This is a genomic window from Nonomuraea basaltis, assembly GCF_005893125.1.
GTDB classification, from domain to species: Bacteria; Actinomycetota; Actinomycetes; order Streptosporangiales; family Streptosporangiaceae; genus Nonomuraea; species Nonomuraea basaltis.
Window position 1 is genome coordinate 18157 of sequence record NZ_VCJS01000013.1, and the last position, 25894, is coordinate 44050.

17 protein-coding genes are annotated in these 25894 nt (G+C 68.3%); 9 read left to right on the top strand and 8 right to left on the bottom strand.

Features of this window, described 5'->3' with window-relative positions:
* Window positions 1–134: 134 nt before the first annotated feature.
* Window positions 135–806, top strand: a complete 672-nt coding sequence (locus EJK15_RS08495) for a TetR/AcrR family transcriptional regulator (RefSeq protein ID WP_420847029.1) — start codon at window positions 135–137, stop codon at window positions 804–806.
* A 176-nt stretch (window positions 807–982) separates the two neighbouring features.
* Here the strand turns inward: EJK15_RS08495 and EJK15_RS08505 are convergent, their stop codons facing one another.
* Window positions 983–1858 carry an AsnC family transcriptional regulator gene (locus tag EJK15_RS08505; RefSeq protein ID WP_138709829.1) on the bottom strand — a complete coding sequence of 292 codons (876 nt, stop codon included), beginning with the start codon at window positions 1856–1858 and terminating at the stop codon, window positions 983–985.
* 114 nt (window positions 1859–1972) lie between these two features.
* On the opposite strand from EJK15_RS08505, the gene EJK15_RS08510 reads away from it, so the two are divergent.
* Window positions 1973–3151: an alpha-hydroxy-acid oxidizing protein gene (locus EJK15_RS08510; protein WP_138709830.1), complete on the top strand. Its 1179-nt coding sequence runs from the start codon at window positions 1973–1975 to the stop codon at window positions 3149–3151.
* On the opposite strand, the gene EJK15_RS08515 is transcribed toward EJK15_RS08510, so the two are convergent.
* From EJK15_RS08515 to EJK15_RS08535, 4 genes are all read right to left on the bottom strand, one after another.
* Window positions 3108–3890, bottom strand: a complete 783-nt coding sequence (locus tag EJK15_RS08515) for a hypothetical protein (RefSeq protein ID WP_138709831.1) — start codon at window positions 3888–3890, stop codon at window positions 3108–3110. The two genes, EJK15_RS08510 and EJK15_RS08515, sit on opposite strands and share 44 nt — an antisense overlap.
* A gap of 207 nt (window positions 3891–4097) precedes the next feature.
* A complete protein-coding gene (locus EJK15_RS08520) occupies window positions 4098–6920 on the bottom strand; it encodes a glycosyl hydrolase family 95 catalytic domain-containing protein (protein WP_206060721.1) in 2823 nt (940 codons plus the stop codon).
* Window positions 6921–7206: 286 nt separating this feature from the next.
* On the bottom strand, window positions 7207–8535 hold the full coding sequence (locus EJK15_RS08530) for an RICIN domain-containing protein (RefSeq protein WP_240776842.1): 1329 nt from the start codon (window positions 8533–8535) through the stop codon (window positions 7207–7209).
* A 473-nt stretch (window positions 8536–9008) separates the two neighbouring features.
* Window positions 9009–9698 (bottom strand): FadR/GntR family transcriptional regulator, encoded by a 690-nt coding sequence (locus EJK15_RS08535; protein WP_138709833.1) that lies wholly within the window; start codon window positions 9696–9698, stop codon window positions 9009–9011.
* Window positions 9699–9916: 218 nt separating this feature from the next.
* On the opposite strand from EJK15_RS08535, the gene EJK15_RS08540 reads away from it, so the two are divergent.
* The 4 genes from EJK15_RS08540 (at window position 9917) to EJK15_RS08555 (ending at window position 14171) form a co-directional block, all read left to right on the top strand.
* Window positions 9917–11194, top strand: a complete 1278-nt coding sequence (locus tag EJK15_RS08540) for an ABC transporter substrate-binding protein (protein WP_138709834.1) — start codon at window positions 9917–9919, stop codon at window positions 11192–11194.
* 64 nt (window positions 11195–11258) lie between these two features.
* Window positions 11259–12179: a carbohydrate ABC transporter permease gene (locus EJK15_RS08545; protein ID WP_138709835.1), complete on the top strand. Its 921-nt coding sequence runs from the start codon at window positions 11259–11261 to the stop codon at window positions 12177–12179.
* Window positions 12179–13006, top strand: a complete 828-nt coding sequence (locus EJK15_RS08550) for a carbohydrate ABC transporter permease (RefSeq protein WP_138709836.1) — start codon at window positions 12179–12181, stop codon at window positions 13004–13006. Before EJK15_RS08545 ends, EJK15_RS08550 begins: the two co-directional genes overlap by 1 nt.
* A gap of 1 nt (window position 13007) precedes the next feature.
* On the top strand, window positions 13008–14171 hold the full coding sequence (locus EJK15_RS08555) for a mandelate racemase/muconate lactonizing enzyme family protein (RefSeq protein WP_138709837.1): 1164 nt from the start codon (window positions 13008–13010) through the stop codon (window positions 14169–14171).
* Window positions 14172–14366: 195 nt separating this feature from the next.
* On the opposite strand, the gene EJK15_RS08560 is transcribed toward EJK15_RS08555, so the two are convergent.
* Window positions 14367–15803, bottom strand: a complete 1437-nt coding sequence (locus EJK15_RS08560; protein WP_206060722.1) for an arabinofuranosidase catalytic domain-containing protein — start codon at window positions 15801–15803, stop codon at window positions 14367–14369.
* Between the two features lie 392 nt (window positions 15804–16195).
* Complete coding sequence (locus EJK15_RS08565) at window positions 16196–16936, bottom strand: FadR/GntR family transcriptional regulator (protein WP_206060723.1); 741 nt, start codon at window positions 16934–16936, stop codon at window positions 16196–16198.
* Window positions 16937–17458: 522 nt separating this feature from the next.
* On the opposite strand from EJK15_RS08565, the gene EJK15_RS74280 reads away from it, so the two are divergent.
* The 3 genes from EJK15_RS74280 (at window position 17459) to EJK15_RS08580 (ending at window position 24667) form a co-directional block, all read left to right on the top strand.
* On the top strand, window positions 17459–19840 hold the full coding sequence (locus EJK15_RS74280) for an RICIN domain-containing protein (RefSeq protein ID WP_240776843.1): 2382 nt from the start codon (window positions 17459–17461) through the stop codon (window positions 19838–19840).
* 122 nt (window positions 19841–19962) lie between these two features.
* A complete protein-coding gene (locus EJK15_RS08575; RefSeq protein WP_138709840.1) occupies window positions 19963–22788 on the top strand; it encodes an RICIN domain-containing protein in 2826 nt (941 codons plus the stop codon).
* A gap of 124 nt (window positions 22789–22912) precedes the next feature.
* On the top strand, window positions 22913–24667 hold the full coding sequence (locus EJK15_RS08580; protein WP_138709841.1) for a ThuA domain-containing protein: 1755 nt from the start codon (window positions 22913–22915) through the stop codon (window positions 24665–24667).
* Window positions 24668–24828: 161 nt separating this feature from the next.
* Here the strand turns inward: EJK15_RS08580 and EJK15_RS08585 are convergent, their stop codons facing one another.
* A complete protein-coding gene (locus EJK15_RS08585) occupies window positions 24829–25842 on the bottom strand; it encodes a LacI family DNA-binding transcriptional regulator (protein WP_138709842.1) in 1014 nt (337 codons plus the stop codon).
* Between the last annotated feature and the right edge of the window lie 52 nt (window positions 25843–25894).

The window sequence follows — 25894 nt, forward strand, 5'->3', positions numbered from 1 at the left end:
TGGGGGTCCCGCTCAGGCATGCGAAAAAGGATGATACAGAGAAACAAATCATGAATCTATGTATCATCATCAGAGCATAGTGTGATGAGCATCACAAGACCGCGTTTGAGGCAGAATCCCTACAGGAGGTGATCGTGGAATCTGTGCTGTCCGGATTCATGGCGCTGTCGGACTCGGATTCATTGCTGGAGCGCGCCTATTTCGATGCCGTCGAGCGCGTCGACGACAATGACGAGCTACGGACGCGCATCCTTGACGCGGCGTACGAGCAGTTCTGCCGGATGGGCATCAGGCGCTCCACCATAGAAGACGTCGCCCGACTGGCGAAGGTGTCGCGGATCACGGTCTACCGGCGGTTCGACACCAAGGACACGCTGATCGAACACGTGGTGCGCCGGGAGTTCCGCCGCTATTTCGACCAGTTCCTCATCGACATAGAACAAGCCGGCACCGCTGCCGACAGGGTGGTGCTGGGCTTCGTGAGCTCATTGCGGGCAATTCGCGGCAACCCGCTGATCGGCGGACTCATCGCCACGGAACCGGACCTGCTAGTCCCCTCCATGACGGCTGACGGGGGTCAGACCCTCGCCGCCGTGCGGCATTTCGTCTCCGGTCAGCTTCGCAGCGAGCAACGCGCGGGCAACGTGTCGAGCAGCCTTGACGTCGACCTCGTGGCGGAGATGATGGTGCGGATCTCCACCTCTTTCCTGACGATCCCCAGTGCCATCATCAACCTGGATGACGACGAGCAACTGGCCGCGGTGGCCCGGCGGTTCCTCGTGCCCATGCTGGAGCCACCAGCCTGAGCTTTAGTGGCGCGCCGGCTTCCCGAGGCTGACGTGCGAGCCGTCGCCGGCAGATGCTGGCGGCGTCCGACTTACGCGGCCCCGGACGGGTGGAATGGCCTTGATCAGTGGCATGAGCTGGGTGAGGTCACTGCGGTGCCGCCGGTCAGACAGACGGCCGGGGGATCCCGGTGCCGTCAGTGATGACGTGGTGTTTCACGCCCGGCTTGGCACGGCCGACTGGACTCGGACCGGTTGTGGGCCGCCTTTGAGCACCCGAAACCCGGGTCAGGAGTCGCCTCGACGGGATTGGACCAGATGTCGGGTGGCACGGTGCCGACGGACCTGCCGTAGGGGTCGAGGAGGCGGCCGAGCAGCTTGTCGTGCCGCAGGGTGATCACCCGCTCGGCGATGTCCAGGCTGGGATGGGCGATGGCGAGCTGGGTTTCGAAGCGGAGCACGTCTTCGACGGAGTGCAGGCTGGCCTGCAGGATGAGATTGTGCGGGCCGCTGATCGCGGCGCAGTTGCGGGTCTCCGGGAGCCGGATCAGGGCGTGGCCGATGTCCGGCACGTCAAGGGTCGGGAGCTTGGCCCAGAAGGTGACGGCGACCGGCCAGCCCTCCAGCGGGCGGGCGAAGTCGCAACGAAAGCGCAGTAAGCCGAGCCGGGTGAGCCGGTCGAGGCGGCGCTTGACGGTGGAGGAGCTGGTGTCGAGGGCGGCGGCCAGGTCGCTGGTGGCCACGGTGGCCAGCAGGTCCTGGGTCCCGGCCGACCGCTCCAGGGTGAGCACGTGTGGGCGGCCGCTCAGCGCGCGGGCCACGGCGGCGGCCGCCCCGGCGGCGCATTCGATGTCGACGAAGGCGACGCAGACCTGCTCGAACAGCCGGGGCCCTGGTGAGACGCCGATCCAGGCCTCCCCGCATTCGGTCAGACGGCTCCAGCGCCTGGCCGCGGTGACCGGGTCCACGCCGAGGGCGCGGCCGAGGTCGGTCCACGAGGCCCTGGGCCGCAACTGCAGGGCGTGGATGAGCGCGAGATCGTCCTCACCCAGCCGTCTGACGCTATCCTGCATTCACACCTGCTTTGGCGCGAGATCCCTGCGTTTCAGTGCTTCACTCCGCCCGGTCTTCCACACTGGGCAAAGGTGCGGTGCACCTGCGGAATCGGCGATCGGAAGGGTGACCCCATGGGACAGGCGTTCGGCTCCTACCAGGAGGAGATCTACCTCAACGGACTGGGCGGCGTCATGCCGCGCTTCCCCATGACCTACGCGGACCTGGAGTCCCGGGCTCAGGCCACGCTGCCGGCCTCGGTGTGGAACTACGTCGCCGGCGGAGCCGGGGACGAGCGCACCCAGCGGGCCAACACCACCGCGTTCGACCGCTGGGGGCTGGTTCCGCGGATGTTCGTCGGCGCCGCCGAACGGGACCTGTCCGTCGAGTTGTTCGGGATGACCCTGCCTTCACCGCTGTTCCTGGCCCCGATCGGCGTCATCGGCCTGTGCGCCCAGGACGGCCACGGCGACCTGGCAACAGCCCGGGCCGCAGCCCGCACCGGTGTCCCGATGGTCGCCTCCACCCTGTCAGTCGACCCGCTGGAGTCTGTCGCCGCCGAATTCGGTGAGACCCCTGGTTTCTTCCAGCTCTACACGCCCAAAGACCGGGACCTGGCCGCGAGCCTCGTACACCGCGCCGAAAAAGCCGGCTACCGGGGCATCGTGGTCACCCTCGACACGTGGATCACCGGCTGGCGCCCCCGCGACCTGGCCGCCTCCAACTTCCCGCAATTGCGTGGCCACTGCCTGGCCAACTACACCAGTGATCCCGTCTTCCGCGCCGGTCTGGGGACCACCCCCGAGCAGGACCCGCAGACAGCCGTACTGCGCTGGGTCCAGGTCTTCGGCAATCCGCTCACTTGGGACGATCTGCCGTGGCTGCGCTCACTCACGAACCTGCCGCTGATCGTCAAGGGCATATGCCACCCCGAGGACGCACGCCGCGCCAGGGACGGCGGGGTGGACGGTATCTACTGCTCCAACCACGGCGGCCGCCAGGCCAACGGTGGCCTGCCAGCCCTCGACTGCCTGCCCGCGGTCGTCGAGGCCGCCGACGGGTTGCCCGTGTTCTTCGACTCCGGCATCCGCAGCGGCGCCGATGTCGTCAAGGCCCTCGCCCTGGGTGCCACCGCCGTCGGGATCGGCCGCCCCTACGCCTACGGCCTGGCCCTGGGCGGCAGTGACGGCATCGTCCACGTGCTGCGCTCGCTGCTGGCCGAGGCCGACCTTCTCATGGCCGTCGACGGCTACCCCACTCTGCGGCACCTCACCACCGAAGCCCTCCGCCCCCTCGCAGAAGGAGCGCGCTGAACATCTGTTTGAGCAGATGGTGCGACGTCGCACCACCGATCCGGCCCGGCTGCGCGGCGATGGGGGTGCGGGTCGCCGTAACCGAGGTCCGCCATGCCTGCCACTCGGCGTCCCGGCCGGGTAGCCACAGCGGGGCCACGCGACCGCGGCCTTCGTCCAGCTCGGCGTCAGGCTCGGGCATTCTGTCTGGGTGGCGTCGGATCCAGTGTTCGAGGAGGTCCGAGCTAACCCCGAGCATCGCGGCAATGCGCGCCCGCCCCTGGTAGCGGGGGCGGGCGGCTATCGCCGGCTGCTGCTCAGGCTGCATGGGTGGCCGCCTGGGACGCACCGTTGTCCTGGCGGGCCTTGCACGGGCATCGGTCAGTGCAGAACTGCGGGTGGTGGCCGGTGCCCGTGCTGTCGTAGTTGGCGGGGGAAGGGACGGGGTGCGGCGATGTGACCCGCCTCGATCCACCCCCGTTCCAGGCGAGGCCCCTCGGGGTGCGGGCGCGCCACTCGACCAGCACCGGGCGGCTCGCCCGGCGGCGCGGCGCAGCACCCGGGCCGCGCCGTTGAGCTGGTCGACGTCGGTGTTGTGGGTCAGCTCGATGCCCAGTTGCTCGAAGATGCCTTCCTTGGCCCCGGCGGACAAGTAGTAGACGGTCGTGCGCGGTGGGAAGTCGTGGGACAGGCACTTCCAGGCGATGCCGGCGGCGGGGGCGAGGGCAGGCCGGGCGTCGCTGCTTGGCAGCGTGGCCATGCTGCTGATCCCCTTCACCGCGTCCTGCCGGCCGAGGCCGTGCACGCGTCCCGGGTGCCGGCCGTGGTGGCGTGCGGGCTGATCATGAGCCAGGCCGGGACGCACGTGAAGGGCTGCGGAACGTCGGCCGGCTCATGGCTTCGCCGCAACCGGTCACCGGTCGCGGCGAAGCGCGTAGGGTTGAGGTCTGCTTGGGGCGCCGGGTTTTCACACGCCCGTAATAGTCCATTGGTTGTTGGTGTTGTTGTTCGGCGTCCACATGGCCACGGTGGAGCCGGCGGTGCTGTTGCCCATACCGTCGAGGGCCGTGCCGGTGCCGCGGTTGATGATCTGGTAGCGGCCGTTGCCCATGTTGTTGAGGCGCCACTGCTGGTTGTTGCCGCCGCCCCACGCCGCCTGCCTGGCGTTGGCGCCGTTGGCGGTGTTGCCCCAACTGTCGGCGACCATGCCGTTGGTGCGGTTGACGATGCGGTACCACCCCCCGCCCAGGTCCACGAGCTGCCACTGCAGGTTGGTGCTGCCGTCCCAGTTCCATTGCTTGAGGTTCGACCCGGAGGCGACATTCCCGCCGCTGTCCAGCGCCAGACCGGTGGTGACATTGATGATCCGCACGTAGCTCGTCGGCGCGGGGCCGGACCCGGTCATGCGGTACGTACGACCGGCTTGGCCGGTCAGTCTGATGACGTCGCTCTCGGGTTTGTCGACGCTGACGGTACCGCCGGTCGTCGTGTCGACCACCTGGTAGGTTCCGGCGAACATCCGGCTGCGTACGTTGACCGTCCCGTCACGGTCGAACCTGAGGAGGATCTCGGTGGCCCCGCCGGAGCTCCACGTCGCGTCCACGGTGTAGCCGCCGCGCCCCCGAAGACCCTGCACCTTCCCGCTCGGCCAGGCCGCCGGCAGCGCCGGCAGCACGTGCAGCTCGCCGTTGTGGCTCTGCAGCAGCATCTCGGCGATGCCGGATGTCGCCCCGAAGTTACCGTCGATCTGGAACGGCGGGTGCAGGTCGAACATGTTCGGCGCGAGCCGGGCCGTCGTCACGAGGGCGCGGATCAGGGCGTGCGCCCGCGTGCCCTCCTCCATCCGCGCCCAGTAGTTGATCTTCCAGGCCAGCGACCAGCCGGTCCCGTCGTCACCGCGCAGTTCGAGGGTCCGCCGCGCGGCGGTGTACAGCGCGGGGGTGCCGCGCTTGGTGATCTGGTTGCTGGGGTGCAGGCCGTAGAGGTGGGAGATGTGCCGGTGGTTCGGCTCGGTCTCGACCCAGTCGTACAGCCACTCCTGGATGTTGCCGCGTGACCCGGTCTTCATCGGGGGGAGCCGGTCCCGGGCGGCCAGGACCTGCGCCCGGAAGCTTGCGTCCGTGCTGAGGAGTTCGCTGGCCTTGGCGCAGCCGTTGAACAGGTCCCGCAGGATCTGGTTGTCCATCGTGGGGCCGGCGCACACGCTGACGCCCGCGTGGTGGGTCAGTTCCGGGGAGTTCGACGGGTTCGTGACCAGATACCCCAGGCTTGGCTCCTGCACGAGAGTCTCCAGGAAGAACTGCGCCGCCCCCTTCATGGCCGGGTAGTACTGCCGGAGGAACTCGAGGTCGCCGGTGAAGAGGTAGTGGTCCCAGATCATGGTGGCCAGCCATGCGCCGCCGGTCTGCCACATGCCCCAGGTCGCGCCGTCGACGACCGAGCTGCCCCGCCACCCGTCGGTGTTGTGGTGGGTCACCCAGCCGCCGGCGTTGTACTGCACCCGGGCCGTGCGGGCGCCGCTGACCGTGAGATCGTTGATCATCCGGAACACCGGCTCGTAGCACTCCGACAGGTTCGTCGTGTCGGTCGGCCAGTAGTTCATGGGCAGGTTGGCGTTGAGGGTGTACTTCGAGTCCCAGGACGGGGTCAGCGAGTCGTTCCAGATGCCCTGCAGGTTGGCGGGCTGGGTGCCCGGACGCGAGGAGGAGATCAGCAGGTAACGGCCGTACTGGAACAGCAACGCCGAGAACTGCGGGTCGTTGCTGTTCGCGTGCTGCGCGATCCGTACGTCGGTCGGCTGGTCGGCCGCCGCGGTGCGGCCGAGGTCGAGCGTCGTGCGCCCGGACAACCGCTGGTAGTCGGCGACGTGCCGGCCACGCAGGTCGTCGTAGGTTCTGGTGACGGCGGCGTTGAGGTGGCGCGACGCGATGCCCTGGTAGTCGCCGCTGACGTCCTTGTAGTTCACGTAGCTGGAGCCGATGGAGATCAGCACCGTCACGCTGTCGGCGGCCCTCACCTGCAGCGTGCCGCCGGAGCTGCTGACACTGCCGCCTTCGGCGACGGCCCGGGCCAGTGCCAGGAACCTGACTTTGCCGGACAGGCCCCTCTGGTCGCCGGAAATGCCGTCCAGCGCCACCGTCGTGCCGTCCGGACTGGACCGCGTCGTCCGCTGCGGGCTGTCGAACGTCGCGGAGAATGTGATGGAGCCGGGCCTGTCAGCGGTCAGGCGGAGGGCGATCACCTGATCCGGCGCGCTCGCGAGCACCTCGCGCTGATACCGCACGCCGTTCTGCAGGTACGTCACCGTCGTGGCGGCAGTGGTCAGATCCAGCCAGCGGTTGTATTCCGAGACGCCGGTGGCGCTGCCGAAGGTCAGTCGCAGATTGCCCACGGGCTGGTACGCCAGCTGAGCCGAAGGGTTGCCCAGCATGTTCTGGTCGATCAGGCTCTGGGCCTGGCTCCACTGGTTCTGGAAGACCAGCTGCCGGATCTGCGGCAGCGCCGCCGCACCCCTCGTGTTGCTCTGGTCGTACGGCCCACCGGCCCAGATGGTGTCCTCGTTGAGCTGCAGCCGCTCGGTGTCGACGTTGCCGAACACCATGGCGCCCAGGCGACCGTTTCCGATCGGAAGCGCACGCAGCCAGTCCGTACCGGCGCTTGCGTCGTACCACAGCGCCAGATCGTTCGCGGCGCGCACCTCCGGAGGCGCCACCGACGCGGCCCGGGCAGCCGCCGTCCATTGCCCCGGCACCAGCGCAGCTCCAGCTCCGACCGCGCCGAATCTCAGCACTTGTCTTCGCGATAAATCAGCCATTTCGGTTCTCCAAGCCTATGGGGGTTGCGGGCGGACGGCCTCCGTTGGGTACGACCACGCGCCTGTTCCGGCGGTATGAGGAGGATCGGCAGGATGAGGGCGTCAAGAACCACCGCCGCCGGTGAACTGCCACCAGTTCACGTTGAACAGGTAGCCGCTTGCGCTGGTGAACCTGAGGTAAAGATCGGTTCACCTCACTCATCGCCGGGGCGATGAGTCGCCCCGGCGATGGCGCGTCGTCAGCTGTCACAGGCTGTCAGCGTCAGGCGCGGGTCCATTTCTGGTTGGTGCCACCGTGGCAGGTCCAGATCTGCACCTTGGTGCCGTTGGCGGTGCCGGACCCGGACACGTCCAGGCACTTGTTCGCTCCGACGGCGGTGATGGTGCCGTCGGCGTTGAGGCGCCATTTCTGGTTGTTCTGGCCGTTGCAGTCCCAGATGATCACGCTGGTGCCGTCCGCCGTCCCGGCCCCGTTCACGTCCAGGCACTTGCCGCCGTAGACGCGCAGCTCACCGGAGTCGGTGGAGGTCCACTGCTGGTTGGCCTGGCCGTTGCAGTCCCAGAGCTGCACCTGCGCGCCGTTGGCCTGCGATACCCCGGCGACGTCCAGGCACCGGCCCGACCCCACACCCTTGAGCGCGTTCGCCGGCGGATCGGGGTTGCCGCCTCCGAGCTGCGTGAAGAATTCCCACACCACTGGCCTGGTCCAGGAGTTCTCGCCGGGTTCGAAGTCGCCAGGCCTTCCGTCCACGGGACCGGGAGTGTGGCCCGCGTCGAACGCCGCCCATGCGACCGGATACCCAGCCCGGCATCCCGAGTAGTAGGTGACGATGTGCGTCAGGCTGCCCTGCGCCGGCTCCGGCGGGTTCTGGGGTGTGCAGCCGTTGTTCCTGACGAACCTGTCACGCAGCGACCGGCCCGCGGAGATGTTGAGCACCGGGTCCCTGAGGCCGTGCAGCCCGATGTACGCGACGGGCTCGGTGCCGCCGCTGCACCCGCTGAGCTGCCCGCCGGCGTATACCGCCACCGCGCGGAAGACCGTCGCCCGGGCGCACGCGAGCGCGTAGCTCATGCCGCCGCCGTAGCTGAAGCCCAGGGCGAAGCGCTGGGAGGTGTCCACGCAGAGGTCCGCCTCGATCCGCCGGATCATGTCGTCGACGAAGGTGACGTCCTCACCGCCCGAGTTTGCCCAGCCGTTGTTGATGCCCTGAGGCGCGACGAAAATCGCGGTGTTGTTCGACAATGCCCTGAGCCCGTAGTAGGACCAGGGATACCCACTGGTTCCGCCCGAGTCGACATCGTTGGCGGTGCCGCCATTCCAATGGAACCCGAAGATCAACCGGTACTGGGTGCTGTTGTTGTAGTTGTCCGGAATTCTCAGGATGTAGCTACGATTTTTCCCGCTGGTCGTTATCGACTGCATACCGCTTCTCAGCGTCGGAGTATTGCCGCATCCCGCGGTGGCCGCGAGGGCGCTCTCTTTTGCGAGCGACGGGGTTGCGCTGTCGCCCAGCGCCGTCTGCGCCGTGGTCAGGACGACGAGCAGGGCCGTGGACGCGATAGCAGTGAAGAGGGTCCTGAGCCTCGACACACGTAAATGGGAAGCCAATTCCTCCACCTTTCCGGGGTGCGGAACATCGGCGGCCGGCGTTTCTGGTCTCTGACTCGGTGAATACCGGGTCGACGCGGCGCACTGCGTTCTGCCGATCGAAACTCGCTGGCCCGGCGCGCGTCGGCCGACCGATCGAGTCCCAAAGTGTTAGCGTTCACTCAATGCCGCAATAATCGCATCTCCTTTCTTCCGGGCAGCTGGAGGCGACGGTGCAGCGGAGCAAATATGATCGTGACTAGACCTGTCAAGGCCCGGCCTGTTCGACGTTGGGGGCACTCGCCTGAGGCGCCCCGTCGATCCTGCGTCTGGCCAGGGGAAGGCCGTGGTCACCACAGACGTGCCGCGATGAAACTTTCATGGTCCGTCAATCGAATCGGTTCGCATGATCAAGCCAAGCGGCCACCCCTGCCCTGCCCGGGCGGGGCGGCCGGTCTCACGGGATGCGTCCGGTGCTAACGCCGCAGCCGTACGGGATCGGCCGTTCCGCTGCGGCGGACGATCCAGGCCTCGGTGATGTGATTGAACATCGCCTCGGCGGCGCCGTCGGGATCGTGGGCGGCGATGCGTTCGTAGATGCGGCGATGGCCGAGGTTCGACGCCACGCACAAGGCCCGCTCGGTCCGGCCCATGTAGCGGGCAGTGTTGAAGACCTGGCTTTCCAGCGCCCGTACGACGCCACGAGCGATGCGGTTTCCCGACGCTTGCATGATCGTGTCGTGGAAGGCACGGTCGCCTTCGGCGTACGTGGCCGGGTCGTCCACGAGCTCGTCCATCCGATCCACCAGTGCGCGCAGCTGATCCACGGTGTCCGGCCCGGCCAGCCGGGCGGCGACGTTCGCCATGTCGGACTCCAGCACGCGCCGTGTGACGACGAGGTCGTCGAGAATCGTCAGGCTCGCGTCCTCGACGATGGTCGCGGCGAGGACGAGTTCGTCGAGCATGTCCCACATCGCCGGTGGGGTCACCATGGTGCCGGAGCCCTGGCGGACCTGTACCAGTCCCTTCTCCTGCAGGACTTTCACCGCTTCCCGGACGACGGTGCGGCTCACGGAGAAGGCCGCGCACAGCGCGGGCTCGGGGGGCAGCGGCGTCCCCGGCGGGTGCACACCGCGAACGATGCGCTCCACCAGCTCGGCTGTCACCGCTCTGGCGAGACTGGCCGGGCGTCGCACCCAGGCCGGTGACGCCGGGACACTGCCGGCCGTTTCCTCCGATGCCGTCATATCCCCTCCGGGTGGCCTGGCACGTGGCAGCGCCACCGCGTCAGTATACGTGACCTGTCTTGACCTAAGACGTCATACGAATTATGTTTCCCGGAGACCGGCCGGGTCCAGTGGCCGCTTTCGGAAAGTGGGCAGCAATGAAGCAGCGCGCGTTGTGGTTGGCCTTGATGGTCGTGGGACTGGCCGTGGCCGGCTGCGGGAGCGCGACCCGGACGGAGTCCCCGTCCGGAGACTCGCAGCAGAAGCAGAAGAAGCTCGTGGTCTGGGACTGGAAGTCCGGTGAACCGGTCGCCGCCGCCTACATCGAGAAGGCGAAGGCCGACTTCGCCAAGCGGCATCCGGGGGTCACCGTCGAGTTCGTCGCCCAGCCGTTCGACCAGTACTACACCCTGCTCGGCACGGCGATCCAGTCCAGCAAGGGGCCGGACGTCATGCTCTTCAACGGGGGCGGGCAGATCCGCGACCGGGTCGGCGCACTCCTTCCGCTGGACCAGTACGTGGCCGGGGACAAGAGCCGGCTGGCGGGCTGGGACGCGTTCAGCAAGGACGGCAAGATCTACGCCGCACCGGTGACCTTGCAAGGGCACCCGATCTACTACAACAAGACGCTCTACGAGAAGGCCGGTCTCGACCCGGCGAGCCCGCCCAAGACCTGGAACGAGTTGGTCAGCGGCTGCGCCGCCATCAAGAAGGCGACCGGGGCCACGTGCTTCGCGCTCGGCAACAAGGAAGGCTTCGGAATCCAGTTCTTCATGTCGGGCCTCGGATCCGGCATTTTGCCGCCTCAGGAGTACGACGACTGGATCGCCGGGAAGCGCGACTGGACCTCTCCTCACGTGAAGCGGATCTTCGAGCTGTGGAAGGACACCGGCGACAAAGGGCTGAACAACGACGGTGCCAACTCCACCGCGATGTTCACCGACATTTTCAGAGTCTTCGAGACCGGTAAGGCCGCTCACATCACCGGGCTGATGTCGGACATCGGGCACTGGAAGGATTTCGGCGAGTTCCTGCCGCCCGACAAGATCGGCGTCATGCAGGCCCCCGTCGTCACCGACGGAGCCACCCCGAGCCTTCCGTACGACGGCGGCATCGGCTACGCGGTCGCGAAGTGGACGAAGGACCCGGAACTGGCCGCCGATCTGGTGCGATCCCTGACCTCGACCGACGCCTTGACGGCGTTCTACTCCAAGGCCGGCGCGATCGCGTCCGACACCACGATCGACGTCTCGCAGGCCGGCCCGGCCGTCGCCACGATCGTGTCCGAGATCCAGACCGGCAAGCCCGCCCTGCACGTGGCCTTGTCCTCCAAGACCCTGGACCTCATGGGAAGACTGTCCCAGCAGCTCCTGAGCGGGTCGACCACCGTGGACAAGGCTGTGAAGCAGTTGGCCGCCTCCGACCGGGAGAGCTGACCGCGTGCCGATCGGAGGTCCATCGTCCTTGGCGGCCGGCTCGGGGCGGGCCGGCGGAGCGGCCGTGAAGCAGCGGGAACGCCGCGGGGGCGCCCACACGGCTGCCCGGCCACCCTCCCGTAAGGCGCGCGCCGAGCGCCTCGCGCCCTACGTCCTGGTGGCCCCGGCCGTACTGATCATCGTGGTGCTGCGGCTGTGGCCGCTGGTCCTGGGGGTCAACTTCTCCTTCACGGGTGACGGCGAGCTCAACGGAGCCCCCGTCGGCCTGAGCAACTACCTGGAGCTGGTCGGCGACCCGTTGTTCCGCACCTCGCTGGGCAACGTCGGGCTGCTGGTGCTGCTGCTTCCCGTGGCGGTGGCGATTCCGGGTCTGCTCGCGACCTTCATCTATCTGCGCGTTCCGGGGCACCGGGTCTACCGCAGCGTCTATTTCTTCCCGGCTGTGCTCTCACCGGTGATCGTCGGCGCGATCTTCAACCTCATGCTCGGGTTCGACGGCCCCTTGAACGCCGCCCTCGGGGCGATCGGCGTCGGCCCGGTCGACTGGCTCGGGGATCCGCGCATCGCCATGTTCACCGTTGTCGGCGTGCACATATGGGCGACGTTCGGGATGGCCCTGGTGGTGTTCCTCGCCGGATTCAGCACTCTGGACGCCGCGCTGCTGGACGCCGCCCGCGTGGACGGCGCGTCGCTCCGCCAGATCATCTGGCACGTGATCATCCCGAGCCTGACGCGCACCATTCAGTTCGTCTTCGTGACCACGATGATCGGGATGCTGACGTCCATGTTCGGCCTGCTCTTCATCATGACCAGCGGGGGCCCGGAGGGATCGACCTACCTGCCGGAGTACTACATCTGGCACCAGCAGGGACAGATGAACCGGCCGGCGCTCGCCTCGGCCGCCTCGACAGTCCTTTTCGTCGTCATGCTCGTGGTGGGGCTCCTGCAGATCACTCTGCTCCGCCGCGCGGGAAGGCAAGACTGATGCTCGGCATGCGTCTGGCCAGGTGGATGGCCGCCGTTCCGATGGCCGTTCTCGCGCTGGCGACGATCTATCCTCTCGTGTTCACCGTCAACGTCGCGATGAAGACCCGGCGCGACTACATCCTCGACCGATTCTCCCCGGCGGGTTCCCTGCGCTGGGACAACATCGCCGAGGCGTGGGCCAGCGCCGGAATGGCGCGGTACTTCGTCAACTCGTTCATCGTCGTGGCATGCGCCGTGTTCCTGCTGCTGCTGTTGGGGTCGATGGCCGGCTTCGCGCTGAGTCAGCTGCGGTTCCGTGGCTCTTCGGTGATCTTCCTGGGCTGTCTCGCGGGGCTGTTCATCCCGTTCCAGGTGATCATGGTGCCGCTCACCAGGGTCATGGCCGACAGCGGGCTCGTCGACACCTACCCGGGACTGATCCTGGCCTACGTCGCGCAGTTCCTCCCGTTCACCGTCTTCCTGATGACGAGTCACTACAGGACCATTCCGGCCGAGATCGTCGACGCGGCCAGGATCGACGGGAACACGGTGTACGGCGTGTACCGGCGGATCATGCTCCCACTGGGCGTTCCGGCGCTGCTGTCGGTCGGCATTCTCGACGCCTTGTTCTGCTGGAACGACGTGCTCATCTCCCTGCTCATGATGCCGTCACCCGAGCATCGCACCCTCATGATCGGGGTCAACGCGCTGCGCGGGCAGTATTCCGACGACATCCCCACCTTCGCCTCGGGAGTCCTGATCGCCGCGATACCCGTGCTGATGATCTATCTCGCCCTCCAGCGCCAAATCGCCGACGGCGTCACCGCCGGTTCCACGAAAGGCTGACATGCGAATCACGGGGTATCGGACCACGACGACGGTCCAGGAATGGGGCCGTCCCGTCGGCGACGCCAACGGCGTCTTCGCCGACGGAGTCGTCTCGGTGCCGGTCGTCATGGTGGACACCGACGAGGGGATCACCGGCATCGGCCTCGGGCCGCACGTGGAGATCGACGCTGTCTTCGCCGCGATCGAGGGCGAGGATCCGCGCGGCGTGACGGCGCTCTACGACCGCATGCTGCGGCGGACCTTCAAGGCGGGCCACGCCGGCGCCGTGTTCGGCACGATCGGCGCACTCGACACTGCCTTGTGGGACATCAAGGCACAGGCGGCAGGTGAACCGCTCTGGCGTCTGCTGGGCGGACGCGACCGGCGGGTGCCCGCCTACGCCTCGGGCCTCGACATCGGCCTGACCGACGACGAACTCGTCTCGGTGTATCAGGTCTACGCCCAGCACGGTTTGCGCGCGGCCAAGCTCAAGGGTGGCCTGGACATCGACCGTGACCGGCACCGCCTGACGCTGGTACGGGATGTCCTGACCGAGGCCGGGCACGAATCGCGGCCGGGCCTGATGCTCGACGTGAACGAGGCCTGGACCCGCAAGCAGGCGGTCCGGCACGTCTGCGAGCTCGAACGCACCCTGGATCTCGCGTGGATCGAAGAGCCGGTCCGGCGGTGGGACGCCGAAGGCCTGGCCGTCGTCGGTCGCGGGATCCACGCCTCCGTCGCCACGGGGGAGAACCTCACCGGGCTGGAGCAGTTCCGTCCGCTGCTGGCCGCGGGAGCCGTCGACATCGTCCAGACGGCCGTCGTCTGGGGGGTGTCCCACTTCCTCCGGGTGTCCGCCCTGGCGCACGCCCATGACCTGCCGGTCAGCCCGATCGGCTCCACGCCGGTCGCGCTGCTGCACGCCGCGACGTCGGTGCCCAACCACCTGGCCAGCGAGTTGCAGGACCTGCACCCGCCGCTCGGACTGTCGCTCGACCTGTACGTCGAGGACGGCGCGTTCATCCTCGGCGACTCGCCGGGTCTCGGCATCACGATCGACGAGCACGCGATCAACGCGTTCGCCCGCCGGCCGAATGCCACAGCCGCCGAGGGCCCCCACATCCGGCCGGAGCACGCCGGACGACGGCTGCTGGCGGTCACCGGCAGCTTCCATCAGGCCTAGTGAGGGACCTTCCGGGTTCACCCGGCAGAGAGCGGAGGAGTCACCAGATCTAGTGTCATGCGCCGGAAAATCGCCGGATGACGCCCGCCGTCGCCTGTGCCCCGGCGTCGTCCGAACGTCGCCACCGCCTCCCCCTGCTGGGCGGAGTAGGTGGCTGACGTCCGGATTTGCCGAGGGTCTTGTCCTGGGACCCGGTCAGCGGTAGCCGGCGGCGATGATGTTGTCCTGGACGGCGCTCTCCGTGGCGTCGGTGGGATAGCCGGCGACCATGGCGCCTTCGTAGAAGGTGCCCGCGCTGAGGTTGGCGCCGCCGTCGGGCTTGCAGCAGTCGCCGCCGCTGCCCAAGATGATGGCCCCCTGCTTCTTCATCGGGCTGTAGCCGTTGGGGAGCGGCCCGTCGTACAGGGTGTACAGGCTGCCGGACTGCGCGTTGCTGCCCTTGATGGCGAACCGGGTCGTGCCGTTGTTCTTCAGCGTGGCGGTGACGAACTTGTGGGGGAAGGCCCGCTGGTTGGGGTTCCACGACTGGCTGCCGCCGGGGTAGAGCCCCCATTCGAGGTCGGCCTGGACCCAGGGGCCGGTTCCCTGACAGCCGCCGAACCAGCACTGGGTGCTGAAGTTGATGGCGTCCATGGCGCCGGCGGCGTCGGCCTTCCTGGTCGTCTCGCTGTTGCCGTAGTCGAAGCAGCAGCCGCTGTTGACGTGGGTGCCGCTGGTGACCATGTACATGCCCTCGGGTGCGCTGCCGGTGGGCACGCCGGTCAGGTGGCCGTCCCGCCAGTAGCTGTTGCCGGGGTTGATGTAGAGCGAGTAGGCCTTGCCGCCGCCGACGGTGAGCGACTCGGTGGTCGCGATCGCGGGCCTGCTTTGAGGGGAGCCGGGGACCACGCTGGATCCCTGGTACCACAGGTCGTTGCCTCGCCCGGACTGGTCGTACACGACGGTGATGACGCACGTGGTGCCGGCGCAGAACGAGTCCTGGGCCGCGGCGTTGGCGACGCCGCCCGCGGTCAGGACGGCGATGTTCCTGGTCGTGTTGTCGGAGGAGCGCCTGACCTGGTACAGGTTGCCGTTGTACGACTCGTAGAGCGCCCGCGTCGTGCTGTGCGCGGCCACGCACGGCGTGCCGCCCGAGGCGTAGATGTCGCACGGGCGCGCGCCGGGCGGCGGCGGGGGCGGCTCCGCTCCGGTGGTCCATTTCTGGTTGGTGCCACCGTGGCAGGTCCAGATGTGCACTTTGGTGCCGTTGGCGGTGCCGGACCCGGACACGTCCAGGCACTTGTTCGCGCCGACCGCGGTGATGGTGCCGTCGGCGTTGATGCGCCATTTCTGGTTGTTCTGCCCGTTGCAGTCCCAGATGATCACACTGGTGCCGTCGGCGGTGCCGCCGCCGTAAACGTCCAGGCACTTGGTGCCGTACACCCGTAGCTCATCGGAACCGGTGGAGGTCCACTGCTGGTTGGCCTGGCCGTTGCAGTCCCAGAGCTGCACCTGCGCGCCGTTCGCCTGCGAGGCGCCATTGACGTCCAGGCACCGCTGCGACCCCATGCCCACCAGCGGCGCGGTCGCTGCCGAGGCCGGTGCCGACCATGTCAGGGCGGTGGTCAGGAGGGTCGCCAGCGCCGCCACCACAGACGCGACGACGGCCGCCCGGGAGCGCCGCCCACGCGTCGCACGGCCCGATAAGGGAACGGATGAAGGCTGCATTGTCGTACTCCTTGGGGATAGCTGCTCGGAAACCGGTCGCCACAACGAGTGCGAATCGATTCGCCAACGTACTGAATCCACTGAGGAGGGGGAGACGGCGGTGTACAGCGAAGCACATACGACCGGCGGGCCGCCTGTCAAGGCTCCATGCTCTCCGGCTGCCTGCCGAAAGTCCTCCCGGTGGCACCCATCGGCGATGCTCCGACTCCCGCCGAGTCGGGCTCGATGAAACGTTCATCCGCCCCCGGTTCGCCTGATGGCGTCCCATCGGCTCCCGCATGGTCGAACCGGTTCGACATAGCCGACCGCCAGCCGGGTCATTCGGATGAGGAGAAGAGGCGCTGCTGGATCTCCCTTCGGTAGTCGTCGAGGGTGTTGTCGATGTGTGTGGCGGCGGCCTGGGCGGCCGCTTCCGGTTCGCCGGCGCGGATGGCCCGGTAGATGGCGTCGTGCTCCTCGACGGCCTTGGCGGCGTGCCCGCCCACCGAGCCGCGCAGCCCGATGAGGCTCGACTGCGCCTGCAGCCTGCGCGCCTCCCGCACCGCGACCTGGAGGAACATGTTGTGCGAGGCCGTGGCGATGGCGGTGTGAAAGGTGTTGTCGCCCTCGTTGAACAGCTCCTCGCGTCCGGTCTCGAATCCGTGGCGGCACGCGCCGGCCGCTTCCTCGATGGCCCTCAGCTCCGCAGGGGTGGCGCGGCGGGCGGCCAGCCGGCTGGTCTCCATCTCCTGCGCCCGGCGGAACTCGAACAGCATGTAGACGTGGTCGAGGTCGGTCGGGAGGAAGAAGGACGCCCAGCGCCCGGTGCCGAGCATCCCCTCGTCGTCGGCCACATACAGGCCACGGCCCTTCTGGGCGCGCACCCGGCCGAGCGCGGAGAGTATCTTCACCGCCTCGCGTACCACGGTGCGGCTGGTGCCCAGCTGCCGGGCCAGCTCGTTCTCGGTCGGCATGCGGTCGCCGGGACGCAGGCCGAGCCGGACGATGAATTCCAGTACCTGCTCGGCGGCCACCTCGTAGCCCGGCCGGTATCCGCTCTCACGCGGGGTGTCGGTCACCGTGCTTCCTCCTCGCCATTCCCTGCAAGAGTATGACTGATCGAGGTTGCCCTCCCATGGGCCAGGCACCGTCCGATCAGTACGACACATCTGAACGGTTCATGCGGGAATGGTCGGCGCGGACGTACGTGGTGGCAGGCGTCTCCGCTGGTGAAGGAGCAAAGCGGCTAACCATGGCCGGGCCCTCGGTGTGCGGATGGCGAAATAAGCGGGCTTAAGGTCTTGACGGGCATCATGACTCCGAACGTAATTAGATAGCGAGGCCCCGGGGGACGCGCTCCTTCCGGAACCTCCGCGGCTGGATCACATGGGCGCAATGTGGAGGCGTTTCGCGGCCCTCCGCATCGTGGCCGGCCACGTCGACGTCCACAGCCTCGCTTCACCGTGTGTCCCTCGTGGTGTCACCAGTGAGGCGCCGTCGTACCCCTCCCCGTTCGACGACTGCCTCCACCTCAGAAGGGCGTCGCCTGCCTGAGGAGGAGGGCGTGACCCGACCACACCCCACCCCCCAAAGGAACCACCGTGCAATTGTCTTCGCCCGTCACGGCGCTGAGACCGGTCCTGACCGGCATCGTCGCCACGGCGCTGGCCGCGGCGCTCGCCCTCGTCGCCCCGGCCACCTCGGCCCTCGCGGCCACCACGACCCTGTACGCGTCCCCCGCCGGCACCGGCACCGCCTGCACCTCCGCCCAGCCGTGCTCGCTGTCCGCGGCGCAGACGGCGGTACGTTCGCTGAACGGCGCCATGTCCGGGGACATCGTCGTCGAGCTGGCCGACGGGGTGTACCGGCTCTCCGCGCCGCTCCGGCTGACCGCCGCCGACTCCGGGAACAACGGCTACTCCGTCAGATGGCAGGCCGCGGCGGGGGCCGTTCCGGTCATCAGCGGAGCCAGGGCGGTCACCGGCTGGTCGTTGGCCGACTCCGCGAAGAACATCTGGCGCGCCAACGTCGGCACCGGGATCGACACCCGGCAGCTGTACGTCGACGGCGCGCTCGCCACCCGGGCGCGCACCGCCGTCAACCGGTCCGACTTCACCGCGAGCAGCACCGGGATGAGGTTCACCAGCGGCGCGCTGAGCTATCTGAACAACCTCGCCAACCAGGGCCGGGTCGAGATGGAGAGCGTCGGTTCGTTCACCGACCGGTACGCGCCGGTGCAGAGCATCAGCGGCAACCTCATCACGATGCGGCAGCCCGCCTGGAACAACAACAACTTCGGGTACGACACCTTCACCAGCCCGCACCGGGCGGGGCCGCTCCACCTGGCCAACGCCTACGAGTTCCTCGACTCGCCGGGGGAGTGGTACCTCGACCCCGCGACCGGCGCCCTGTCCTACATCCCCCTCGCCGGGCAGAACATGGGCAACGTCAGCGTGGAGCTGCCGGTGCTCCAGTCGCTGGTGCACGTGGGGGGAACCTACGACGCGCCCGCGCACCACATCACGTTCAGCGGGATCGCCTTCACCGGCACGAGCTGGCTCGGCCCCAGCGGCAACCAGGGCTACGTGGACCAGCAGACCGGCGCCTACATGGCCGGCAACTGGAGCTGGCCCGCCTTCACCTCCTGTCATCAGGGCTGCCGCCAGTTCGAGGCGACCCGGCCGAACTGGTACCAGATGCCCGCCGCCGTGCAGGTCTCCGCGGCGAACACCATCACCTTCACCGACTCGCGCTTCGTCAACCTGGGACAGACGGCCATCGGCATCGGCAACGACGCCAACGCGCACGCCAGCGGTGTCGGCCTGGGCGCCGCCGACATCACGGTCACCCGGTCGGAGATCGCCCGCAGCTCGGCCGGCGGCATCGTGGTCGGCGGCGTGCGCGCCGACGCGCACCACCCGAGTGACCAGCGGATGGTCAACCGGAACATCACCGTCAGCAACAACCGCATCCACGACCTCGGCCTGGACCACCGGGGCGTCGTCTCGGTCCTGACCACCTACGTCACCAACACCGACGTGTCCCACAACGAGGTCTACAACATGCCGTACACCGGCATGTCGATCGGGTACGGCTGGGGCGCCAACGAGCCGGGCGGCAGCACCCACTACGCCGACCGCGGCCTGTACGACTTCCAGCCGCGCTACACCACGGCCACCACCGCCTCCGGCAACCGGCTCGTCGGCAACTACGTGCACGACGTCATGCAGCAGATGACCGACGGCGGCTGCATCTACACGCTGTCGTGGAACCCGGGCGCGGTGATCAGCGACAACCACTGCCTGCGCACCAACGGCTGGTTCGGCATCTACTTCGACGAGGGCTCCAAGTACTACACCGTCAGGAACAACGTGCTCTCGAACACCGGCACCTGGGCCACCGCCAACTACTTCTACGGCGAGAACATGGGCAATTTCACCGTCACCGGCAACTGGTCGACCAACGGCAGCACCAACGTGACCAACGGCGACCGCGGCAACGTGGTGAACAACAACGTCACCGTCACCAACGGCGCCTGGCCGGCCGGCGCCCAGGCCGTGATCGCGTCCGCCGGGCCCCAGGGCCAGCCTTCGGGGAGCACGAGTGCGTTCAAGGGTGTGGGATCGGGCCGGTGCCTGGACGTCAGCGGCGCCTCGCAGACGAACGGCGCGCAGGCGCAGCTCTGGGACTGCAACGGGCAGGCCAACCAGCAGTGGACCTCCACCAGTTCCGGTGAGCTGCGCGTCTACGGCGGCAAGTGCCTGGACGTGAACGGGGCCGGGACGGCGGACGGCACCGCCGTGATCATCTGGGACTGCAACGGCCAGAACAACCAGAAGTGGCGCCTCAACGCCGACGGCAGCATCACCGCCGTCGGAGCGAACAAGTGCCTGGACGTGTCCGGGTCCGGCACCGCCAACGGCACCAAGGTGCAGATCTGGACCTGCCACGGCGGCACCAACCAGAAATGGACCCGCGCCTGACACCGTCCGCCTGACGACGGGCCTCGTCTCCCACCGTGGCCAGGGGCGGCACTCCTCTGGCCACGAGCAGAATCCCGGGCGCCTTGCCCTGACTGGTCTTCCTGTTGCAGGAGGGAACACTCATGTCCCGACGTCCGTGGCTCACCTTGCTGACCACGATGGCGCTCATCACTCCCGGAGCACTCGCGCTCAACGCCTCCCCGGCGAACGCCCTCGACATCCCGCCGTCCGACTACCAGCAGGTGTCTCTCGCCTCGGGTGGCGCGGAACTGGGTGAGGCGATGTCGCTGGCCGTGATGCCGAACCGGTCGGTGGTGCACACGGCGCGCGACGGCACGGTGCGCGTCACCGATGTCAACGGCAACACGAAGGTGGCCGGCAGGCTCAACGTCTACTCTCACGACGAGGAGGGCCTGCAGGGTGCGGCGGTCGACCCGAACTTCACCTCGAACCGGCACATCTGGCTCTACTACTCGCCGCGGCTGAGCACGCCGAACGGCGATGCGCCCAGCACCGGCACGCAGGCGCAGTTCGACCAGTGGAAGGGCGAGCTGTACCTGTCCCGGTTCACCCTCAAGTCGGACGACACTCTCGACATGACCAGCGAGAAGGTGGTCCTGCGGGTCCAGAACGACCGCGGCCAGTGCTGTCACGTGGGCGGGGACATCGACTTCGACGCCGAAGGTAACTTGTATCTGACCACCGGCGACGACACCAACCCGTTCGAGTCGAGCGGCTACTCCCCGCTGGACGAGCGGACCAACCGCAACCCGCAGTTCGACGCCCAGCGCTCGGCCGCCAACACCAACGACCTGCGCGGCAAGCTCCTGCGCATCAAGCCGCAGCCCGACGGCACCTACACGATTCCCAGCGGCAACATGTTCCCGCAGGGGACGGCGAGGACCCGGCCGGAGATCTACGCGATGGGCTTACGCAACCCGTTCCGGATGAGCGTGGACAAGGCGACCGGCATCGTCTACCTCGGCGACTACGGGCCGGACGCGGGTGTGACCAACTCCAACCGCGGGCCGAGCGGGCAAGTGGAGTTCGACCGCATCACCGGTCCGGGCAACTACGGCTGGCCGTACTGCACGGGTACGAACACCACCAGCGAGACCTACAACGAATGGAACTTCGCCACCAACAGCACCGGCCCGAAGTACAACTGCGCGGGCGGCCCCACCAACAACTCCTTCCGCAACACCGGCCTGACCACGCTGCCTCCGGCGAAGCCGGCGTGGATCAGGTACGCGGGGGACGCCGGATCTCCGCCGGAGTTCGGCTCCGGGTCGGAGTCGCCGATGGGTGGTCCGGTCTACCGTTACGACCCGGACCTGAACTCGGCCATCAAGTTCCCCCAGTCGCTCGACGGGCGGTATTTCGCCGGTGAGTACGGCCGCCGCTGGATCAAGGCGATCGAGGTCAAGCCGGACGGCGCCTACGGGGAGATCTCGGCGTTCCCCTGGTCGGGCACGCAGGTGATGGACATGGCCTTCGGTCCTGACGGGGCCTTATACGTCCTCGACTACGGCACCGGGAACAACAACCAGGCGCTGTATCGCATCGAGCACATCGGCAATGCCAACCGCAATCCGATCGCCAAGGCGTCCGCCGACAAGACGTCGGGACCGGCCCCGCTGACGGTGAACTTCTCCTCCGCGGGCAGCTCCGACCCGGAGGGTGGCGCGCTGACCTACTCGTGGAACTTCGGCGACGGCACCACCTCCACGGCCGCGAATCCGAGCAAGACCTACACCACGAACGGCACCTACACGGCGACGCTGACGGTCCGGGACCCGCAGGGTCTCCCCGGCACGGCGAGCGTGATCGTGACCGTCGGCAACACCGCGCCGACGGTCAACCTCACCACCCCTGCCGACGGGCAGCTGTTCTCCTTCGGCGACACCGTGCCCTTCCAGGTCACCGTCGGCGACCCGGAGGACGGCACGATCGACTGCGCCGAGGTCACCGTCGCCTACTACCTCGGCCACGACAGCCACCCCCACAAGATCACCTCCAAGACCGGCTGCTCGGGCTCCATCTCGGTGCCGGCCGATGGTGAGCATGACACCGCGGCCAACCTCTACGGCATCTTCGAGGCCTCCTACACCGACAACGGCGGTCTGACCTCCACCAGCGCTCGTACGCTCCAGCCGCGGCACCGGCAGGCCGAGCACTTCGGCGCCCAGCAGGGCATCCAGACGGCCGACCACGCCACCGCGGAAGGCGGCAAGACGGCCGGCTTCACCGACGACGGCGACTGGATCTCCTTCCAGCCGTACAACCTGGGCAACGCGACCAGGATCACCGCCCGGGTCTCCTCGGCCGGCGCGGGCGGCCGGATCGAGGTGCGGGCGGGCTCGGCGACGGGCACACTGCTGGGAACGGTGAACGTCGCGAGCACCGGCAGCTGGGACGTCTTCACCGACGTCTCGGCGAACCTCAGCGGCCCGCCGGCCGGCACGACGACGCTGTACCTGGTCTTCCGTGGCCCGACCGGACAGGGCTACCTGTTCGACGTCGACGCCTTCACCCTCGACACCGGCACCTCGCCCTCGGGGAGCACGAGCGCCTTCAAGGGTGTGGGGTCGAACCGGTGCCTGGACGTCAACGGCGCCTCGCAGGCCAACGGCGCGCAGGCGCAGCTCTGGGACTGCAACGGGCAGGCCAACCAGCAGTGGACCTCCACCAGTTCCGGTGAGCTGCGCGTCTACGGCGGCAAGTGCCTGGATGTGAACGGGGCCGGGACGGCGGACGGCACCGCCGTGATCATCTGGGACTGCAACGGGCAGAACAACCAGAAATGGCGCCTCAACGCCGACGGCAGCATCACCTCCGTCGGAGCGAACAAGTGCCTGGACGTGTCCGGCGCCGGCACCGCCAACGGCACCAAGGTGAACATCTGGACCTGCACCGGAGGAACCAGCCAGAAATGGACCCGCGTCTGAGGCCCACCCATCACACCACCCGACCTCGACCGCACCGCGATCACCCATTGACGTGACGTCCGGCGCGGCCCATGCTTCAGCGCCGAAAAGGGGCCGCCCCGGGCCCCGCGACGGAAGGACACCCATGCTGCGACATCCGACCCCCGCCGCGCTCGGGCGCATCGCGGGGAGCGACCGAAAGTCATCTGTGCTGCGACGCCTGGCGGTGACCGTGGTGGCGATCACCGCCGCCGCAGCGACGGTGATCCCCGCCATCCCCGCCCAGGCCGCCGCCTTCAAGGTGCTGGTGTTCTCCAAGACGGCCGGGTTCCGGCACGACTCGATCCCCAACGGGATCCAGGCCATCCGCGACCTGGGGGCCGCCCACGACTTCGCCGCCGACGCCACCGAGGACTCGAACGCCTTCAGCACGGCCAACCTGGCCCAGTACAAGGCGGTGGTGTTCCTCAACACCACCGGTGATGTGCTGAACGACAACCAGCAGGCCGCATTCCAGACGTATGTGGACGGCGGGGGCGGTTACGTGGGGGTGCATTCGGCCGCGGACACCGAGTACAACTGGCCGTACTACGGGCAGCTGATGGGGGCCTGGTTCAACAACCACCCGGCGATCCAGCAGGCCATCGTACGGACCGAGGACCGGGCGCACGCCGCGACCGCTCACCTCGGGGCGGCCTGGTCACGTACCGACGAGTGGTACAACTACCGCTCCAACCCCCGCTCGAACGTCCGGGTGCTGCAGAGCCTGGACGAGAGCAGCTACAGCGGCGGCGGCATGGGCGATCACCCGATCACCTGGTGCCACCCCCAGTCCTCCGGCCGCGCGTTCTACACCGGCCTGGGGCACACCCAGGAGTCGTACGCCGACCCGAACTTCCGCACGCTGCTGCTCGGCGGAATCCGGTACGCGGCCAAGGCCACCAACGCCGACTGCCGCCCGGAGACCGGGTACACGACGTTGTACAACGGGTCGACGACGGGCTGGTCGCAGGCCGGGCCGGGGTCGTTCGCCAACAGCGACGCCACGCTGACCTCCCAGGGCGGCATGGGCATGCTGTGGTACGGCGCCAAGGAGTTCCGTTCCTACTCGCTCAAGCTCGACTGGAGGCTGACCGGCGACTCCAACTCTGGCGTGATCGTCGGGTTCCCGGCCACCGGCGACCCGAACGCGGCGCTCAACACCGGATATGAGGTGCAGATCGACGCGACCGACACCGCGGACAAAACGACGGGGGCGATCTATGGGTTCAAGGCGGCGGACATCGCCTCACGGGACGCGGCGCTGAATCCGCCCGGTCAGTGGAACACCTATGAGCTGCTGGTGGAGGGTGAGCGGCTGCAGGTGTTCCTGAACGGCACGAAGATCAACGATTTCACCAACACCGATCCTGTCCGCTCGCTCCAGCAGGGCTACATCGGCATCCAGAACCACGGGTCCGGCGACCTGGTGTCATTCCGCAACATCCGCATCAAGGAACTGAACCCGTTGGGTAGTACGAGTGCGGTGCGGGGTGCGGGGTCGGGCCGGTGCCTGAACGTCAACGGCGCCTCGCAGGCCAACGGCGTGCAGGTGCAGCTCTGGGACTGCAACGGCCAGGCCAGCCAGCAGTGGACCTCCACCAGCGCCGGTGAGCTGCGCGTCTACGGCGGCAAGTGCCTGGACGTGAACGGGGCCGGGACGGCGGACGGCACCAGCGTGATCATCTGGGACTGCAACGGGCAGAACAACCAGAAATGGCGCCTCAACGCCGACGGCACCATCACCGCCGTCGGGGCGAACAAGTGCCTGGACGTGTCCGGGTCCGGCACCGCCAACGGCACCAGGGTGCAGATCTGGACCTGCCACGGTGGCACCAACCAGAAGTGGACCCGCGTCTGAGGCCATCCGTCCACAGCCCGGGGGAGTGGCCAGGAGCTTCAGTACTCGGCGGGATGTCCTGCTCCGGTGGATGTCTTCGCACCTGACATGACGGCCGGCGTGGCCCCGATCGGGGCCACGCCGGCCACGTCCGGAGGCCGCCCTTTCGTCCGGTCCGCCGATCAGCGCGGGCGTGCGGGTCCGGTCGTTCCGCGCAGGGAGATCGGCGGGGCGACGAGGACATGGCGGTGCCGCGTGGCGGGATCGGCGATGCGCTGGATGAGGAGCTCCACGGCCTGGGCGCCGAGCTCGTCGGCGGGCACGTCGGCGGCGGTGAGCGGCGGGTGCAGGTTCTCCGCCCAGTGCCGGGCGGCGACGCCCGCGACGGAGAAGTCCCTGGGCACGGCCAAGCCTGCCTGCGCCAGCGCGCGGTACATGCCCGGCAGGGCGGCCTCGTTGATGGTCGCGATCGCGGTGAGGTCAGGATGCTCGGCCAGGAGCCGCTCGACGCAGGACACCCCGGACTGGGCGTCGTCGGCGCAGCATGTCTGCATGCTTTCCAGGCCGCGTTCGGCCACGGTGCGCGTGAAACCCGCCTGGGCCCGGTGGCCGGGGCCGTACCCGGCGGCCACCAGTTCGGCGGAGCGGTTGACCAGGGCGACGCGGCGGTGGCCCAGGTCGGCCAGGTGGTGCACGCATTGGGCGACGAGCGTCTCGTAGTCGATGTCCACCCAGGACATCTCCTCGGGGCGGCTGGTGCGGCCGATGCCGACGAACGGCACGCCGGTCTGCCGCAGCCGAGTGACGCGGTCGTCCTCCAGCCGGATCTCCATGAGGATGACGCCGTCCACGCGTCCGCCGCTCACCGTGCGCTCGAAGGAGCGGTCGTGCTCGCCGCCGGAGGGGGACAGCAGGACGTCGAGGTCGGCGCGTGCGGCGGCGTCGACGACGCTCGCGACGAAGCCGAGCTGCATGTCGGTGAGGCGTCGGCTGGCCGGAGGGATGACCAGCCCGATGGTGCGGGTCCTGCCCTCCTTGAGCGCCTTGGCTGTGGCGTTGGGACGGTAGCCCAGCTCGTCGATGACCGCCTGGACCCGCCGGCGGGTCTCCTGCGACACCGGCCGCTTGCCGCTCAGAGCGTAGGAGACGGTGCTGCGTGACACACCTGCCCGCCTGGCGATCTCCCCAATGTTCACCGGCGCTCCTCACGTGATTCGAGCCACCCCGGATCATCGTAGGCCGAATCGT